Here is a 17974-nt window from a genome sequence, read left to right as displayed (position 1 = left end):
ACTCAGCAAAAACTCCATTCGTGCATTCGTGGCATTCTGATTCTGAACTGTGAAAGTAAACCTGTATTTTTATGTCAAAAAGCTGGCTGACAACAGGCAGGATGTCCTGATCAGGCTGATTCAGTCGACGGTGGAATATATGCGGAAGAAATACCCCTGAGGTTAACAGAAAAAGCCACGATTCCGATCGCCTTAGGGACACGAATAAATACATACTGGCCCGGATGTTTCAGCCTGAGGCAGTTTGCCGGAACCTTTGTAATCCGTGCAATGTTTCGCCCGCTTAAGGATATTGGGAAGAAAAATCTGTAACAGGTGTTGTAATATTCTTATCTCCACAATGTATGGTAATATTGTCATCAGTTTGGATATAAGAATGTCTCGTTGCTCTAATAAGCATTCCTGATGGAAATATTTAAATTTAAGAGAATCAGTAATTTGGATTGATGGATATTGCCGGATAAGAATACAACAAATCAAAAAAAAGTTAATCACTCGGAGGAATTCACTCCCCGAAGCGGTATCCGATGCCCGATTCTGTGATCAGCAAGGCCGGCCTGGCGGGGTTGTCTTCAATCTTTTTTCTAAGTTGTGCCACAAACACGCGCAGATATTGGGTTTGACCGGTATACCCGTGACCCCAGACTTCTTTAAGAATATACTGATGGGTAAGTACGCGTCCGCTGTTTTTGGCCAGAAGGGAGAGCAGGGAGAATTCCGTGGCGGTAAGTTTCAGGATTTCCCCGTTTTTGCGTACGATATGACTGGCCATGTCAATGCTAAGCGAATCGGTTTCAACCACTGCGGAGTCGGGTAGGCTTTGGGCAGCCCTAGCTGCTGCCCTGATCCGTGCCAGCAGTTCTCCGGTTCTGAAGGGCTTGGTCAGGTAGTCGTTAGCGCCATTGTCGAGCGCCTGGATGATATCCGTTTCCGAATTGCGCACTGATAATACAATCACCGGTTTGGCATACCATTCCCGGAGTTTTTTCAGCAGCAGTTGACCATCAATGTCGGGCAAACCCAGATCAAGCAGGATCAGTGATGGATGATGGGTTGCCGCATCTACCAAACCTTCCTTACCTGTTGCTGAAACAATGATGTGGTACCCGCTGGCAGACAGGGTGATTTCGAGCAGTCGTCTGATCTGCAATTCATCGTCAATAATCAGTATGGTTTCGCTGTTGTTCATTTTATGGTCTGGTTCGGGATATCAAAGTCGGGTTTTTCGGAAGGGATATGCAGGGTAAACAATGCGCCTCCTCCCGGGGCATTTTCAACGTGGATGCTGCCCTTGTGCGCTTCGGTAAATCCTTTCACTATGGAAAGCCCCAGGCCCAGGCCGCCCGCTTTTTTATTGTCGACGCGGTAGAATTTATCAAAAACCTGTTTCAGCGCCGTTTCCGGGAACCCCGGGCCCTTATCGGTGAGCTGAAGTGTAAATCCTGATTCAGTAGTTCCGGCTGTAAGCAGGATTTCAGATGCAGCGGGAGCATGTTGGGCCGCATTGTAAAGCAGATTATATAACACCTGCTCCATCAATCCGAAGTCAATCTTTACTGGCGGCATATCATCCGGAATGCTGACCTGAACCGAGAAAGGTTTCAATTCATCCTCCAGCTCCTCCAGTACCATGTTGATCAGGTCATTGATGTCGTACCAGTCCAGCCTTACCGAGATGTGCCCGCTTTCGAGGCGGGTGATGTTCAGCAGGTTTTCGATCAACCGGTTGAGCCGGAGCGATGCGGTAAAGATCTCACCAATCAATTCCTTCTGTATATTGCCTGATTCCTCGGTATTCAGGATGGTGTCCGAGGCTCCCATTATCGTAGCAACAGGAATTCTGAGTTCATGCGAAATAGAATTGAACAGGGTTTTGTAAAGCCGGTCTGATTCGGCCAGAAACCTTGCCTGCCTGGCCAGTTCACCCAGGAATTCCCTTTCAAGGGCGTTGGTAATTTGCGCGATAAAGGTATCCCAATAGGATTGTTGTTCTTCGTTGAATGCCTCCGTTTGCCGGATAGCTACCACTCCAGGGTTTATTTTATTTCCCTGCAAAGGATATAGGGTGTAATTTACTGTGAGCGGGTGGGCAGTAAAATTGCCTGCTTTTTTAACATGACTGAATACCCATCCGGCTGCCTCCGCTTCGTTGAGCGATAACGGGATATTTTTCCTGCCCCGCCCTGTGACCATCAGGTGGTTGTTTCCGTCCTGAAGAATCAGAAACGCGGGTGCGGAAAACTGCTCTTCAATTTTTTCTGCGGCAATCACCACGATCTCATCTATTCCGCTGGCTTTAGATAGTTCATGAGTCAACCTGAAAAGACTTTCGGTGCGTTTTTCCCTTTCGCGGGCCAGCACCTCCTGCCTGCGGATACGTGTGGTCAGAATGCCATTAACCAGTGCAATGATGAAGAAAAGCCCGAATATCAAAAGGTCTTCTGGTTTGTCAATGTGAAATGTAAGCTGGGGAGGGATAAAAAAGAAATTCCATATCAGTGCACTCAATGTGGAGGCCAGCAGTACAGGCCCTATCCCCAGAAAAGTTGACATAATGGAAACCACGAAAAGCAGGATAAATGAAACCACATGATAGTGACTGCCTCCTGCAAGGGGAGCGCAACTTAAAGCCGCAATACCTGTTATGGCTGCTGATATAAGGTACTGCCCTGTTTCAGGCTTTCGCGAACCGCTGATTCCGCCTTGTTCAGGCTTTCCGGTTTTCATACTCAAATTTAAGGATAAAAGGCATCTGTAAATTGGTTTATTTTTTCCAGTAAGACGGTGAAAAAAGAATCAATACGGTATATATTTCCAGCCTTCCGGTGATCATCAGCACTGACAGGATGATTTTTGCGGCCTGCGGCAGATGGGCAAAATTACTTACAGGCCCCACACTGCCAATACCGGGCCCAATACCGGCCATACAGGTAGCCACCGAACTGGCAGAGGTAGCCCCATCGAGACCCAGTAGCACTAAAATAACGCTGCCTGTGATAAAAACCATCAGATAGAGCGTGACAAATGTCAGCACGGAGTTGTTTGCCTCTTCATTCAGCATTTTTTTGTTCAGACGGATGGGAATCATGGCATGGGGGGAACTTAACCTTCTGAATATGATTCTTACGTTTTTCATAACGATCAGGTGCCTTACCATCTTGATGCCTCCTGCCGTTGAACCCGTACTTCCTCCCAGGAACATGCAGAAAAAGATAATCAGCCAGGCATAAACCGGCCACTGAAGGTAATCGGCAGTGGCAAACCCGGTACAGGTGATGATGGAAACCACCTGAAAGAACCCTTCCCTGAAAGCGGTTTCTGCAGACTTTCCCATATCTTTCATCAGTGATAGTGAAATGAAAATTCCAATAATGAATACTACTACCAGATAAAACCGGAACTCTTCATTCTGTCTGATTTTTAGAAAATCCTTTTTCACCAGATAATAGGGAATGATGAAATTAACTCCGGCAAGTAGCATAAATATTGTTATAACATATTGAATATAAGGTGAATATCCTGCAATACTGTCGTTCCGCGGAGAGAAGCCACCCGTAGCTACCGTGCCGAATGCATGGCAGGTGCTTTCGAAAATGTTCATCCCTCCGGCTAAAAGCAGGATGATTTCAGCAACCGTCAGCGAAATGTAAATATATAAGAGATAAATACCTACAGTTTTTATTCTTGGACTGATTTTCTCCTGAAGGGAGGATTCCATCGAGAACAGGTGATAACCCCCGATTTTCAGTGCAGGCATTATGATAATTACCAGTACAATGATGCCGATACCTCCGATCCAGTGGGTAAGGCTTCTCCAGAAAAGTATGGATTTTGGAAGAACTTCGATATCGGTAAGAATACTGGATCCGGTAGTCGTAAAACCAGAGACTGATTCAAAAATGGCATCAGTTACCGAAGGAATGGCTCCTGAAATCAGGTAGGGGAGGCTGCCTGTAAGGCTCATGATCAGCCAGGTAAGCGTAACGGTCAGATAGGCTTCTTTCCGGCTGAGCGGGTGGTGATCCGCTTTGCTGCGTGCAGCATAATATAGCATCAGACCAACGGCAAAAGCAAGCACGGCTGTTTCCAGAAACGGTTTTACCTGCTCTCCGGCTAAGATAGCCACAGCACCGCTTATCAAAAGAGCTGCGGATAATATAAAGAGGTTGTTGCTGATGATCCTGAAAACGACGCGAAAATTAAAGTTGCCCATCTGTCCGACAAATGCAATGATTGATCGGCAAAATAAGGCCAGCAGTTGTAAATCTTTTGCAAAATTGAGTTTAGACTGTATAAAGATTTTATAAAGTCAGGTCTGGCCTTTGGATGGAAATCAAAGAGGAACAACATGTCTTATATCCCTTTCTGAGGTTCAATTAATATTCCCTGCAGACTTTGAAGGAAGTTAAGGTACTAATCCTTTTATCCGGGCATCAATTACCTGCTTGCACAAAGATTCCAGAGGTTGATGGGTATTATTAATATTTCTGCATTAGGGTAATGCTAAATTTTGAAAAATGGAGTCAGAGATTCCACTCCCGTAAAATGCGGTATCGGAGTGATAATCAATTAGCAATTTAAGAAGGATGAGAGAGAAAACTTCGCCACCCTTCTCATCTTCCACTCCATTTACACCTTGAAAGCTTCGTCATTCCTTATAAAAGTGAGGAATCTTCTGATGGTTTTTCGGACACTATTGATTCAGACAATTGAAAAGGCATTTGAAACGGGTGTAAGAAAAGCCTGAAGAGCAGGTGAAAAATGAATCTTGATTTACATCCGGATATTCAGGTTGTCCTGTGTGTCAGGGATTGACATCCCTGAATAATTATTCGCTTGCTTTTTTTCAGGTGGCTGTTAAATTATACGGGGTTTAAAGAATCTTTGACGGGTCAGACAGCAATTCATCGCGAGAATATTTCTTTCCACAGGCTGTTTCATGCCATCTAACCTGATTCTTTTGTGCTGTAACGGGATATGCCGCATTTTTGTAATTTTCAGTACCGGAACAGTAGTTCCGGAATTATCCGTATTTGCCTGCTGATGCTGCTGCGACAGGCTGTTTCAGCGCAATTCCAGCATAATCAGACCTGAAAGTTTATGATCGAAACAGAACGTTTGTATATCCGGCCGCTTCCATACGCCCAGCTGTTAAAATACAGCCTGGCTGACCGTTCGCTGGAGCAGGAACTGAACGTGCAGGCGCTGCCTGCTGAACTTAATACCGAGCTGAAGGAAGCGCTCGAAACATCCATCCTTACCAATGTTGCCGGTGCAGGATCCGATTATCTTTATTTCACCCTCTGGACCATAATTTTAAAGTCCCGGCGGGTGATGGTGGGCGATTTTTGCCTGATGGGTCGGCCCGATGCAGCAGGAACCATTGAAATCGGATACGGTATTCACGAGGAATTCAGGGGAAACGGCTACATGGCAGAAGCCATTGCCGGACTGATCGGTTGGGCGGCCGGCAGACCGGAGATCAGGGCTATATGTGCATCTGCTGAAAAAGACAATCTTGCTTCGCAAAAGGTGCTGACAAACAACGGTTTTCTTCTTCAGGCAGCATCCGGAGCCCTGCTTAACTGGCGTCTGGAGTTAAAATCTGTGGCTTCCGGGCCTATAAAAACTTCAGGTCCCGACCCTGCAGTTTCCGGGGAATTGTAAGATATTTGTCAAGACTTAAACAGAATCAAGCATATGGAAAAAATCAGCATCTTTCAGGTAGACGCCTTTACCGGCCGGCTGTTTGAGGGCAATCCAGCGGCGGTATGTCCGCTGGATCAATGGCTCCCTGCAGCACTGATGCAGGATATTGCGGCGGAAAACAATCTGGCAGAAACCGCTTTCATTGTCCCGGCAGGGAAAGAGTATGAGATACGTTGGTTTACCCCGGCAGTGGAAGTTGATTTATGCGGACATGCCACGTTGGCTTCGGCTTATGTATTGTTTGAGTACCTGGGTTATCCCGGGCAGGAAATTATCTTTCATTCTGCAAGAAGCGGGATGCTGAAAGTGTCCCGGCGCGGTGATTTGCTGCTGATGGATTTTCCGTCCGATATACTGAAGCGGGTGTCACTTGAAGATGAAATTCAGGCGGCCATAGGGTTGCGCCCGTTGGAAACCTGGAAAGGAAGATCCGATCTGATTGCCGTGCTGGAGGATGAAAGTGCGGTGAAGCAGCTGTCTCCTGATTTTACAAGGGTAAACCAGCTTGATTGCCGGGGGCTGATCGTTACCGCCCCGGGTGATTCTGCGGATTTTGTTTCCCGTTTTTTCGGGCCCCGAGTGGGCATCAACGAAGATCCGGTAACGGGTTCCGCCCACACCTCGCTTACTCCCCTGTGGTCGGCCAGACTCGGGAAAAATGAACTGACTGCCCGGCAACTCTCAAAAAGGGGAGGTTCGCTCTGCTGCACCGATCTGGGAGCGCGCTGCCTGATCGGAGGGGAGGCAAAACTTTATCTTACCGGAGAAATTAACATCGCATAACCATGAAATACCTTGCCATTGAACAGGATACCGGTGCAGACGGACAGGCGTTTACTCCTGAGTTGCTGCGCAGTGAGGCTTTCAGGGCCCATGAACTGTACCTTGAAGGAAGTATCCGAGAGCTTTATTTTGATGAAAACCATTACGCCGTGCTGGTGCTGGAATGCGAAAGCAGGGAAAAAGCCGGAGCCGTGCTGGCCAGCCTTCCGCTGGTTAGTAACGGATTGATCCGCTTTGCCATCAGGGAGCTGCATCCTTACACAGGCTTCGGAAGGATCATCGTTGATCCGGGCTTCGGATCTGTATCTTGCTGAAGGCATCCGCAATTTAACAGTATCTGCGATTTAAAAGCGGCTACCTGAATGCCGTGGTTGTTGATTTATTAATTTATTTAAATGCAATTATTTACATTGAGAAAATGGCAGTTGTCAGACCTTGAAAGTCTGATGAAACATGCCGATAACCGGAAGATTGCCGACCGGCTCACCGATCAGTTTCCCCATCCATACACACGTGAGAGCGGCCGAGGTTTCCTGAAAATGGCAATGGCAAAGGACCCGCCCAATGTTTTTGCCATTGATGTTGAGGGAGAAGCGGTTGGGTGCATAGGGATTTTCCCGCAGGAGGATATTCACCGGCTGAATGCCGAGATGGGCTACTGGCTGTCAGAGTCATACTGGGGCAGGGGAATTATGACCGCTGCCATCCGCCGGATGGTGGATTATGGTTTCAGCACCTTTGATATTACCCGCATCTATGCGCGCCCTTTCGGCACCAACCTGGCCTCGCAACGGGTACTCGAAAAGGCTGGTTTCACTTGCGAGGCCCGGTTCGAAAAAGTGTTGATCAAAAACGGTGAGCTGCTTGATGAAATTGTATATGGAATAAGGAGAGCGACTCATAATTTATAAAATCTGCGTTCATGATTACCATACAGAACCTAGGGAACTTAAGTTTTGACACGCTGTTTGAAGCGTTTGACGCCGCTTTTGCGGATTATGAAATTTCTGTTAACCGGGAAGAGCACATCCGGATGCTTCAGCGGCGGGGTTTTGATGCTTCCCTTTCGTTTGGCGCATTCGACGAAGGCAGGCTGGTAAGTTTTACCTTCAACGGAACCGGAACTTTTCAGGGCAAGCCCACTGCTTATGACACCGGTACAGGTACCCTGAAGGAATACCGGGGCAGGGGCCTTGCCTCTCAGGTGTTTGAAGCTTCGCTGCCGTTTCTGGCCGGTGCCGGCATAAGGCAATACCTGCTTGAGGTGCTGCAGCACAACGAACCGGCAGTGAAGGTTTACCGCAAGCAGGGATTCAGGGTTACACGTGAATTCAATTATTTTGTGGCGCCTTCCGCATCAGTTAACCCCCGCGTTAAAAATCCCGGTCCGGAGATACGCTGTAAACCGATTCCTCTGCCTCTGCCTGAAGAAGTAATGCCGATGTGGGATTTTCACCCCTCGTGGCAGAACAGTTTTGAAAGCATAAGGCGGCAGGAACAGGATTATTTTATCCTGGGCGCATTTGTGGGATCGGATTTTGCAGGCTACGGCATTCTGGAACCATCCACCGGCGACCTGACCCAGCTTGCCGTGCACCCGGACTTCAGACGGAGTGGGGTAGGCAGCATGCTCCTGGCGGAATTGCTCAAAAAAAACAGCCTCCCGTCCGTTAAAGCAGTCAATACGGATGTTGCCTGCACTGCCATTACGGAATTCCTGATTTCCAGCGGATTGCCCCTGAAAGGCAAGCAGTTTGAGATGGTCCGGATGATTGACTAGCGGAGTCGGTAACTTCTAAGGTAAACAATGAACGGTTCATGCTGCCGGAATTGCTTTTCGCTGGTGATTATCTGCGCTTCACAGGCAATTATTTTACTTCTTTTTTTCATGACTTTACATTTGCCACATCTTTTTTCATCAGTTCAAATAATTAGAGATTCTTCAAGCTTAAAAAGTCATGAATGCAAACGCACCTGCCAATTCAACAACCGCAGCCCCGCTCGAAGCGGCGCTAAGCCTGGTCAACAGCAAACTGCACATTTCCGGAAAAGCCGGTAATTTCGAACCCATTGATACGGATTACATCCCGCCTTACGGCGATGGACTCGGCTACATGCCCCTGCAGCTCTTCCTGATCAGCTTCGGCGCCTGTGCTGCCGGCGCTTTGCTTACCCTGCTGCGGAGAATGCAGAAAACCATCACCGGATTCGATATGAAAGTAAGCGGTGTCCGCCACACGGAACATCCTACATCTTTTTCTTTAATAAGGGTGGAATACCACATCAAATCTCCCGATGTAAAAACAGCCGATGCGGAAAAAGCAATTGCACTTTCTGAGCAGTCGATTTGTCCTGTCTGGGCTATGATCAAAGGAAACGTTGATGTTGAATCGGTAATTTTCATTGAAGAATAACTTATCATTGCGGAGATATGGAAAATCATGCAATACCGGAAAAGGCTGCTGTATGCGGCCTCTATTGCGGAGCCTGCGGAATTTTTCTGGCAACACAATCAAACGACACGGAAAAGCTGGCGCAATATGCCGTCAGGCTTAATCAGCCGGTCGAAGAAACACGCTGCCTCGGATGCCGGTCAAACACCAAAACCGCCTGGTGCCGGGCATGTAAAATGGTAAGCTGCGCCGCCGGAAAAGGGGTGGATTTTTGTGGATCCTGCAACGAATATCCGTGCAAAGCTTTAAAAGATTTTCAGGCCATGATGCCGCACAGGGCCGGATTATGGGAATCGCAGGCCCGGATTGCCGAAGCTGGTCCTGAAGTGTGGATGAGGGAAATGGAAATTCATTTTGCCTGTCCGGCATGCGGTAAAGCCAATACTTCCTATGACATAAAGTGTCCTTCATGCGGAAACATACCGGGAAACCATTTCGCCGGGAAACATTCCGCCATGATCAAAGAATATTTGTCAAAATTGTCAAAATCCTGATCAGCTATGAATATGGAATTGCACATGCAGACCATCCGGTTTGGCCGTTTTGCCGTGTATATGAATATCTCCGGGGTCATTTTTTCAGGCCTGGTATTTCCGTTGCTGGTCCTGTGGCTGCACCCGCAGCCCGCCTGGCGCGACGCTGCATTGTTTGCGGAATCATTCCATCCTTTGCAGACCGCAACCTTCTTTCTTGGATTTCTTCTTGTAATCGGTTCGTTGCTCACCTTTGTTTCGCTGTATTTTCTTTCCAGTAATGAAAAGAAGATCTATGCACTTTCAGGAATGATTATAAATACCGTATTTACGGCTGTGGTATTTATCAACTACATCATTCAAACCACTTACATTCCCTATCTGGCTACCCACTATCCCCCTGAAACAGCAACCATTTTACCGGCCTTCACCATGGCCAATCCCGGTTCTTTCGCCTGGGCGCTCGAAATGTACGGATGGGGCGGCATAGGGCTTTCATTTATACTGATGGCCTTTACTTTTGATAAAAGCAGTATGGGAACCTTGCTGAAAGCATTGTTTCTGATCAACGGATGCTGCAGCGTGGCCTCCGCGCTGATCACCTCCTTCGATATGACCTGGCTGTTTACCTCCGCCGGATTATCTGCACTGGTAATCTGGAATCTGCTTGTGCTGATCATAGATATTTTCCTGCTTCGCTGGTTTGCATTGCAGCAGGCGCATCCCGAAACGGCATGACAATGCTTCCTGATTGGCCGGAATACAGAATTTCAGATAGAAATGCGGTCATCTATGGCTCCACCCAGAGCACCGAATTGCCGGTACCCTGTGCATTGGCCTCCCAGACTTCGTTGGCCGGATCAACCATCCACTGCCCGTCTACAATGAACTTGTAGGTGTGCTTCCCCGGGCTGAGAAATACGGGGCAGGTCCACACCCCGTCTTTCAGGGTCATCGCGCATGCGTCTTCGCGCCACCCGTTGAAGCTTCCCGTAACAATGACTTTTTTCGCATCCGTAAACATCGCCAGGGTAAAGGTGTAATTGGGCTTGAAGGTTAGTACGGAATTTTCAGAAACGCCTTTCCCGACACTTTCCGGGTTGGCGGGATCGGGCATCCATTGCCCGTCGACAATGAATTTATACTCGTGTATACCTGGTGCCAGGTGGTAAGCCAGTTTCCATCCGTTATCCGTTTTATCCATCAGCAGCTCATTGGGGTTCCACCCGTTGAAACTCCCGGCCAGGTAAACCTTTCCGGCGGTCTGAAATCCGCTGAGCCTGAACGTCATGGTGTCGCCTATGCCCAGGTATGAATTGAAAGAGCCGTTGCCATTGTCGCGCATCACCGGGTTGTCCGGATCGGTTATCCATTTTCTGTCAACAATAAACTTATACGCGTGGGTTCCCGGGCTCAGAAACATGGGCAGTTCCCAACCGCCGTCTGTCTTGCGCATCTTCAGCTGATTTCTGTTCCAGTTGTTGAAGCTGCCTGACACATATACTCTTTTTGCCTTCGGATATCCGGTGAGCCTGAATGCGTGGTTGAAACAGTAAACGGCACTGTTGGAGCCGCCCTGTCCGTCATATTCTTCCAGGTTATTGGCGGGGTCGGGCATCCATTGCCCGTCTACAATATACTTGTAGAGATATTTTCCCGGTTTCAGATGTACGCGGCAGATCCATCCTTCGCTGGTTTTACGCATGAACTGCTTCCGGGTGCTCCAGTTGTTAAAGGTCCCGGAAAGAACTACCCGGCGTGCATTGGGGTATTCTTTTAAAAGGAATGTTGCCGTATCATTACTGAAGCTGAATACAGACGGATCTTTGAAATCGTTAATGCCATAATGCCATGGATGCATGCGGAAGATGCTGACCAATGACGGGCGGCGGGGCTTCCTGATTTCCGCACCCCGGGGAGGTTCGCCGTCAAGCAGTTCTTCATCCAGCAGCAGCACATCATGGGCGCCGATATCCAGCGAAGGGGCTTCCAGTTGCTTGGAGATCTCTACGATATGCTGGTTTATGCGGCTGACAAACCATATGGTGCTTCCCGAAAGAATTTCATTTTCTGAAGTTTGCAGGGCCTTCTCCATCAGGGCGCTGTCGAGACTGAAGAGCCGGGAGATTTCGTCTTTGCGCTGTGCCGACCATCGGTTGTCAAGCTGAAAATGGATGCGATTGTCGCTGATATAACAGACATTCCCTGGTTTAGACTGCGACAAAACCATGTGCGGTACAAGCAGTAGCATGACCAATGCGATCAGCATGATTTTTTTCATTGCCGGTCCCCCTTTCTCACATTAAAACCAATCTCTTCTTTCCGGAAGTTAATACTATAAATGCCTTTTATCCAGAAGTCATAGCCAAGCATGCCATCAATCGTGCATCCGTAAGCTTCAGTCATTGCTGTCAGGTCCATGATTACGGTTCCCATAATGCCAAACTGGTGACTGCCAACTTCAAGTTCATTCATGATGCCATACAATACTTCTGATGACCGCGAAGCAGCGCCTCCGACCGGTGCCCGGCGGCTGATCTGTACGGTTTCCATTACTTTCTTCGATACATTCCGGTGCAGGGCATTGATTTCAGCTCCGGTGTCGAGGCAGAAATTCAGGGTCTTATCGCCGATTCTGCCCCTGACCAGCATTATTTTGTGATGGGTTTCTATTTTCTGCCTGAAGTTAAACTGCGGCAGATCATTGTTATTCTCTGTCCGGTTGCCCTCCAGGTCGGTTTGCACCAGTGTCAGCTGGTTTGCCGCGGCATCGAAAATCACCTCCATATCATCGATCATTTTCATTCCGAAAAGTCCCAGGATTTTCACTCCGCGTTTGTCTTCAATATGACCAAGATCGGCCATATCTGCCGGAACTTTTTCATAAAAAAAGCCTGAGGCGTCAATCTCTTTAACGATGGTCCCGTAAACTTTGCTGAAATTGCCCGTAATACCTCCTGCGCCGGGCTTTTCATAGGCAGCATATTTTCTGAAATACGTGCGGTTGAGCACCAGTCCGGTGGCGCCTGTGTCGAAGATCAGATTTCCTTCCTGATCGTCAATCCTGGCTTCTATCAGAAAAAGTCTGCCGGCCTGCTTTAATGGAATAACAATTGAACTGAAACTCTCCGGAACACTGCTTCCTTTCAGCAATAAATTTACATGAACCTGTTCATGTGCTTTATCTCCTGCTGCTGCTGTCAATGCTGCTGCTGTCAGAAGCAATGTGAATACGCCGGCCTTTAGGCTGTTAAAATACAATACAGGAATCTCTTTTTTCATGTGAATACCTTTGCCCGTTCACCTTATGCTAAATTAATTCTTTTTATGCCAAGATGTTGACCGAAAAAATGAATTCTTCATGCTGCTGTGCAGTTTATAGATGGTTTTTTCAGTTCAGTGAGTAAGCCTGATTTGGCACAACCGGAAAGTCAGGAATCATAAAAATTTATTTTTTCAATTGGCAGGATTTTTAAGGTTTTTGGTGTTTCTTTTTTTTGATTTTCGTATTACTTTTATATAATTCTTATTTACACGATTGTTTCACCAAATTCTGAAAGTATGATCCGAAAACTACGCTTGATTTTGCCGTTGCTGAATGTATTGATCATTTCAGGCCTGACGGTTACCGGGCAAACAAGGCAGCAAAAAGAGACCATTGTCTCACGATATGATCAACGTGAGCTGGCTAATCTGGAGGTGAAATTCAGAGGCCGGGCTGAACTTGAAAAACAGGCAGCCCTATTGTATGCGCAACTTAATGGGATTGAAGTAGTATTAAATCTGCCTGACGGAGGGTATGCCGAATTGCAGCGGGTTGACCCGGATGGCACTCTTGTATACTACCGTACCATGAATGTTGCTGCATCAAGGTCAACACGTGCCAACCATCTGAATATCGGCGGTTCAACAGGGTTTAACCTTGACGGGCAAAGCATGACCGCCCATATCTGGGACGGAGGTCTGGCGCGTAGTACGCATCAGGAATACGACGGGCCGGGGGGCAACGACCGTTTCAGCATTGGCGACGGTACAACCACCCTTAATTATCACTCGGCCCATGTAACCGGAACCATCATCGCTTCGGGCGTTGTAGCATCTGCAAAGGGCATGGCACCCAGGGCTTATGCCATCGGGTATGAATGGAACAATGACCTTTCGGAAGCCACTGCTGCGGCGGCAAACGGGATGCTGATCTCGAACCATTCCTATGGCTACCGGTCAGATCTGGTTTCCGACTACTATTTCGGGGCTTACATTACAGACTCGCGCGACTGGGATGCTTTGATGTACAATGCTCCTTATTATCTTATGGTGGTTGCGGCAGGCAACGATGGTACCACAAATTATAACGGAGCTCCCTTAAACCCGTCATATCCGCAGTACGATAAACTTACCGGTCATTCCACCTCTAAAAATAATATGGTAGTGGCCAATGCCCAGGATGCAAACATTGATGATGCAGGCAACCTTATAAGTGTCTCGATCAACAGTTCAAGCAGTCAGGGCCCGACCGACGATTACCGCATTAAACCCGATATTACCGGCAACGGGACTTCGGTCTATTCAACTTATGAAAGTTCAAACACTGCCTATGCAAGTATAACAGGTACTTCAATGGCCTCGCCCAATATTGCAGGTTCACTGTTGCTGTTGCAGCAGCATGCAAACAATGTGAATGGTAGCTTTATGCGGGCTGCAACCCTTAAGGGGCTTGCCCTGCACACTGCCGATGATGCAGGGATGGCCGGCCCCGATGCCATTTTCGGATGGGGATTGATGAATGCCAAAAGGGCTGCTGAAGTTATTTCACAAAACGGAAATCAGTCTGTCATCAGCGAATTGACCCTTATGCAGGGGCAAACCTATACCATTCAGGTAGATGCCGATGGGATAAACCCGCTGATGGCCTCCATTTCGTGGACCGATCCTGCAGGAACAGCCACCACAGCTACTAACTCAACCATTGCGCGCCTGGTGAATGACCTCGATCTGAGAATCACTCAAGGTGGTGCATCACAGTTGCCGTGGAGGCTTACCGGTGTAAATACCAACGACCGCGGAGATAACGTAAAAGACCCGTTTGAAAGGGTGGATGTTGCCGGTGCCAGCGGTTCCTATACTGTTACAGTTACCCATAAAGGAACCCTCTCAGGCGGAAGCCAGAACTACAGCCTTATCATTACAGGTGTATCGGCAACGCCGGTGGTTTGCAATCCGGAGGTTCCGACCGGGCTTTCGGTCACCGGAACCGGTTCATCCACGGCAACCCTTACCTGGAATGCTGTAACTGCAGCTACTTACGATTTAAGATACCGGGTAACAGGGACTACTACCTGGACAACTGTTGCCGTTACAGGCACTTCTGCCAGTCTTTCAGGGCTGAGTCCGCTGACACAGTATGAAGCACAGGTTCGGAGCAAATGCCCTGACAATATTACTTCGGCTTATTCAGCTTCGGTATTGTTCACAACCACTGAGGTGCAGCTGAATTACTGCAGTTCGGCCAGTACAAATACCAACGATGAGTATATCGGCAGGGTGCAGCTCAATACCATCAATAATGCTTCCGGAGCCCAGTATTACTCCGATTTCACGGCTATCTCAACCAGTCTGGACAAGGGGACAGCCTATACCATCACAATAACTCCGACCTGGACCGGTACTGTTTATTCCGAAGGTTATTCGGTGTGGATTGATTACAACAAAGACGGCGATTTTACCGATGCCGGTGAACAGGTATTTACCAATGCTGCCACCAAGACAACCCCTGTAAGCGGTTCGGTTGCCGTTCCTGCTACTGCCACAGAGGGCGCAACCCGGATGCGTGTTTCGATGAAGTACAATGCAGTTCCCACTGCCTGTGAAACATTCACTTACGGCGAAGTTGAGGACTATACTGTAATTATCGCGGCTCAGGGTCCTGATACACAAGCCCCGACCGCCCCGACCGGACTGACGGCGTCGGGTATTACCCAAAACTCGGTCAACCTCAGCTGGACAGCATCCACCGATAATGTGGGCGTAGTTGCCTACGATGTTTACCAGGGCAGTACACTGATTCAGTCGGTTGCTGTAACTTCGGCTTCGGTCACAGGACTCTCGGCTTCAACCAGCTATACTTTCTCGGTAAAAGCCAGAGATGCCGCCGGAAATGTTTCACCTTCCTCGAATGTTTTGAATGTGACCACCCTGGCTCCTCCTGATACCCAGGCTCCTACTGCACCAACGGATTTGACTGCATCAGGAATTACCCAGACTGCGGTGAATCTTTCATGGACAGCTTCCACCGATAATGTCGGGGTAACCGGATATGATGTCTATCAGGGCAGTGCAGTTGTTCAGACAGTTACTTCAACTTCAGCTGCGGTTGTCGGGTTAACGCCGAATACTTCCTACACATTCTCAGTAAGGGCAAAAGATGCCGCCGGAAATGTTTCCCCTTCAAGTAATCTTGTAAATATCACTACACTGGAGAATACGATTACCTATTGTGCTTCAAGGGGCAACAGTACCGCCGATGAATGGATTCAGCGGGTGCAGCTCGGATCTGTCAACAACAATTCAGGCAATAATGGCGGATATGCCGATTATACCGCGCTTTCAACCAATCTGGTAAGAGGTACATCCAACAATATTGTGATTGTCCCGGCCTGGTCGGGATCACGATACCGTGAAGCCTACAGGGTTTGGATTGATTATAATCACGATGGCGATTTTCTTGATTCCGGCGAACAGGTGGTTAATGTTACCCGAACGACCTCCACTTCCATCAGCAGGAACTTTACTGTGCCCTCTGCTGCACTTACCGGACCGACCCGCATGCGTGTTTCCATGAAGTACAATGCCAGCCCGACCTCCTGTGAAGTCTTCTCTTATGGCGAGGTTGAAGATTATACAGTTAACATTGTACTTACAGCCAACCAGGGATTTTCATCGGGAGTGGATTTTGCTGAAGAACCCACCCTGATGATTTATCCGAATCCTGCATCAGACAACATGCTGCATATAGGATTATCGGGTGCCGAAGGAAAGGAAATCAGGATTTATAACCTGCTTGGCAAACTCATTCTGCAGAAAGGTTTCAGTTCAGAAGTCAACATTTCTGATATACCGGCAGGATTGTATATTGTTGAGGTAATTACCGGATACAAATCATTTACACGGCGTTTGATCAGGCAATAAGCTGAGGTCAGTTAATAGCAGGAAAGGCCGTTTCGGAATAGAAACGGCCTTTCCTGGTTTACGGCAATATTGCCGGTCATCGCATCTTGACTATCTTGGCCTGCGATCGCTGATTACGTTGATATTAAACCAGGCCAGGGTGTCATTGGTTTCTGCTTCACTTTTCAGCAGTTTCAAATGTCCGTTACTCAACAGATAGTACCTGTAAATACGGTTTTGAGGAGCAATTTCCCAGTTCAAAGGATCATATTTTCCGCAGTTACTGCAATACCTGTAAAGACGGCAGCCATCGCGCCGGGAAATGAATTCCATGAACACGAGGTCAAGGGTATCGCCCCGGACATTCAGCAACGGCAACAGTTCATATTGATGGTCTTTTATCCGGTAGGCTTTCACGCTGCTGTTGGGGATTTTTAAAAACTCACCTTCAGTCGTCATAATCCGGGTGTGAGAGAATCCGGTTGTCATTTTCAGGCATTGATAAGTAATCCCTTCCGTGACGATGAAACCCTCAGCAGATGATTTTGCCCTGCTGCCCGGCGATATTAAGGCCAGTGTCAGTAATATCAGGATTGTTTTCATGACAGTGATTTGTTAATGGTTACTGAATTTACGGTCGGATCCTGTTCAGGAATAAAGTTCCGTATTAAGGACTATATTACCTTAATTCCGAAAAACGGAAGGACCGTGGCGGCATTTTTACAATCCACCAGCAGGTAGAATTCGCCATCTTTAAAAACATAGTAAACCACCTGGAGATGAGCCGGCTGATAATTGCATTTCAACAGGTCGCCGCATTCGCCGTATTCGCAGTACTTATAGAGCCTGAGCCCGTTACGCGAAGTTACATACTCCATAAGGGCGGTTTTGCCTTTAGCCGCACCTTCGTAGATTACAGGGAGCCGTTCGTAAAGTTTTCCTTTGCAGAAATAGGAATCCACTTTACTGTAAGGAATTTTAAGGGTAAATCCATCGCTTGTTACGATGTTTGCACAGAATAACCCGGATCTTACTTTCTGGCAGAAATAGGTTTTACCACCGGAAGTCAGGTAATTGATCGTTTCTTCGCCTGCCCTTAAGGCAAGGGCTGTCATGACCAGCAGCAGCACAGCAATAAGTTTTTTCATGGTACTTTCCTCCGTTTAATAGGTTGGTTATGGTGAAGTAAAGTTATGTAACAAGCTGTGTTATAACCAAATATAATCGATTATCTCTGCAAATGAATCGATAAGCGTTTCACCGGCTGCGCAGGCCGTTATACAGACCCTGGAGGCTTGTTTACCGAAATTACCGGGATAAAAATCTTCCTCAGGGAGTCACAAAATCCCCCGGTACATATATTGGCAGGGGTTGGTAAATCAGGCGGATTTG

General features: G+C 47.8%; 16 protein-coding genes. 9 read left to right on the top strand and 7 right to left on the bottom strand.

Features of this window, described 5'->3' with window-relative positions; genetic code table 11:
* Positions 1-505: 505 nt before the first annotated feature.
* Genes TBC1_RS09305 through TBC1_RS09295 form a run of 3 tightly spaced genes read right to left on the bottom strand, consistent with a single transcriptional unit; the run spans position 506 to position 4126 of the window.
* Positions 506-1189, bottom strand: coding sequence for a response regulator (locus tag TBC1_RS09305; RefSeq protein ID WP_062041261.1), 684 nt, complete (start codon positions 1187-1189; stop codon positions 506-508).
* On the bottom strand, positions 1186-2727 hold the full coding sequence (locus TBC1_RS09300; protein WP_062041259.1) for an ATP-binding protein: 1542 nt from the start codon (positions 2725-2727) through the stop codon (positions 1186-1188). Before TBC1_RS09300 ends, TBC1_RS09305 begins: the two co-directional genes overlap by 4 nt.
* Before the next feature lie 37 nt (positions 2728-2764).
* On the bottom strand, positions 2765-4126 hold the full coding sequence (locus TBC1_RS09295) for a TrkH family potassium uptake protein (RefSeq protein WP_172668865.1): 1362 nt from the start codon (positions 4124-4126) through the stop codon (positions 2765-2767).
* A 974-nt stretch (positions 4127-5100) separates the two neighbouring features.
* On the opposite strand from TBC1_RS09295, the gene TBC1_RS09290 reads away from it, so the two are divergent.
* The 8 genes from TBC1_RS09290 to TBC1_RS09255 all read left to right on the top strand — a co-directional run bounded on the left by TBC1_RS09290 (position 5101) and on the right by TBC1_RS09255 (position 10156).
* Positions 5101-5667 carry a GNAT family N-acetyltransferase gene (locus tag TBC1_RS09290; RefSeq protein WP_082189543.1) on the top strand — a complete coding sequence of 189 codons (567 nt, stop codon included), beginning with the start codon at positions 5101-5103 and terminating at the stop codon, positions 5665-5667.
* Between the two features lie 33 nt (positions 5668-5700).
* A complete protein-coding gene (locus TBC1_RS09285; RefSeq protein WP_062041253.1) occupies positions 5701-6492 on the top strand; it encodes a PhzF family phenazine biosynthesis protein in 792 nt (263 codons plus the stop codon).
* Positions 6493-6494: 2 nt separating this feature from the next.
* Positions 6495-6806: a hypothetical protein gene (locus TBC1_RS09280; RefSeq protein WP_062041250.1), complete on the top strand. Its 312-nt coding sequence runs from the start codon at positions 6495-6497 to the stop codon at positions 6804-6806.
* 81 nt (positions 6807-6887) lie between these two features.
* Positions 6888-7403: a GNAT family N-acetyltransferase gene (locus TBC1_RS09275; RefSeq protein ID WP_062041247.1), complete on the top strand. Its 516-nt coding sequence runs from the start codon at positions 6888-6890 to the stop codon at positions 7401-7403.
* Between the two features lie 11 nt (positions 7404-7414).
* Positions 7415-8272, top strand: coding sequence for a GNAT family N-acetyltransferase (locus tag TBC1_RS09270; protein ID WP_316931804.1), 858 nt, complete (start codon positions 7415-7417; stop codon positions 8270-8272).
* Between the two features lie 178 nt (positions 8273-8450).
* Positions 8451-8906, top strand: a complete 456-nt coding sequence (locus TBC1_RS09265; RefSeq protein WP_062041244.1) for an OsmC family protein — start codon at positions 8451-8453, stop codon at positions 8904-8906.
* Positions 8907-8923: 17 nt separating this feature from the next.
* Positions 8924-9439 carry a DUF3795 domain-containing protein gene (locus TBC1_RS09260; protein WP_062041241.1) on the top strand — a complete coding sequence of 172 codons (516 nt, stop codon included), beginning with the start codon at positions 8924-8926 and terminating at the stop codon, positions 9437-9439.
* A gap of 6 nt (positions 9440-9445) precedes the next feature.
* Entirely contained in the window at positions 9446-10156 is a 711-nt protein-coding gene (locus tag TBC1_RS09255) for a hypothetical protein (protein ID WP_062041238.1), read from the top strand.
* A 52-nt stretch (positions 10157-10208) separates the two neighbouring features.
* Here the strand turns inward: TBC1_RS09255 and TBC1_RS09250 are convergent, their stop codons facing one another.
* Complete coding sequence (locus TBC1_RS09250; protein ID WP_062041235.1) at positions 10209-11699, bottom strand: glycogen-binding domain-containing protein; 1491 nt, start codon at positions 11697-11699, stop codon at positions 10209-10211.
* On the bottom strand, positions 11696-12700 hold the full coding sequence (locus TBC1_RS09245; protein WP_062041231.1) for an aspartyl protease family protein: 1005 nt from the start codon (positions 12698-12700) through the stop codon (positions 11696-11698). The genes TBC1_RS09250 and TBC1_RS09245 overlap by 4 nt, the downstream gene beginning before the upstream one ends.
* A 279-nt stretch (positions 12701-12979) precedes the next feature.
* On the opposite strand from TBC1_RS09245, the gene TBC1_RS09240 reads away from it, so the two are divergent.
* Positions 12980-16603 carry a GEVED domain-containing protein gene (locus tag TBC1_RS09240; RefSeq protein ID WP_082189542.1) on the top strand — a complete coding sequence of 1208 codons (3624 nt, stop codon included), beginning with the start codon at positions 12980-12982 and terminating at the stop codon, positions 16601-16603.
* 90 nt (positions 16604-16693) lie between these two features.
* Here TBC1_RS09240 and TBC1_RS09235 read toward each other — a convergent pair whose 3' ends face one another.
* Both TBC1_RS09235 and TBC1_RS09230 read right to left on the bottom strand, forming a co-directional pair.
* Positions 16694-17185 (bottom strand): hypothetical protein, encoded by a 492-nt coding sequence (locus TBC1_RS09235; RefSeq protein ID WP_062041229.1) that lies wholly within the window; start codon positions 17183-17185, stop codon positions 16694-16696.
* Positions 17186-17256: 71 nt separating this feature from the next.
* Complete coding sequence (locus tag TBC1_RS09230) at positions 17257-17730, bottom strand: hypothetical protein (RefSeq protein WP_062041225.1); 474 nt, start codon at positions 17728-17730, stop codon at positions 17257-17259.
* Between the last annotated feature and the right edge of the window lie 244 nt (positions 17731-17974).

It is taken from the genome of Lentimicrobium saccharophilum (assembly GCF_001192835.1).
GTDB classification, from domain to species: Bacteria; Bacteroidota; Bacteroidia; order Bacteroidales; family Lentimicrobiaceae; genus Lentimicrobium; species Lentimicrobium saccharophilum.
The sequence above is the reverse complement of the archived record's forward strand: the minus strand, read 5'-3'. Positions and strand labels throughout refer to the sequence as shown.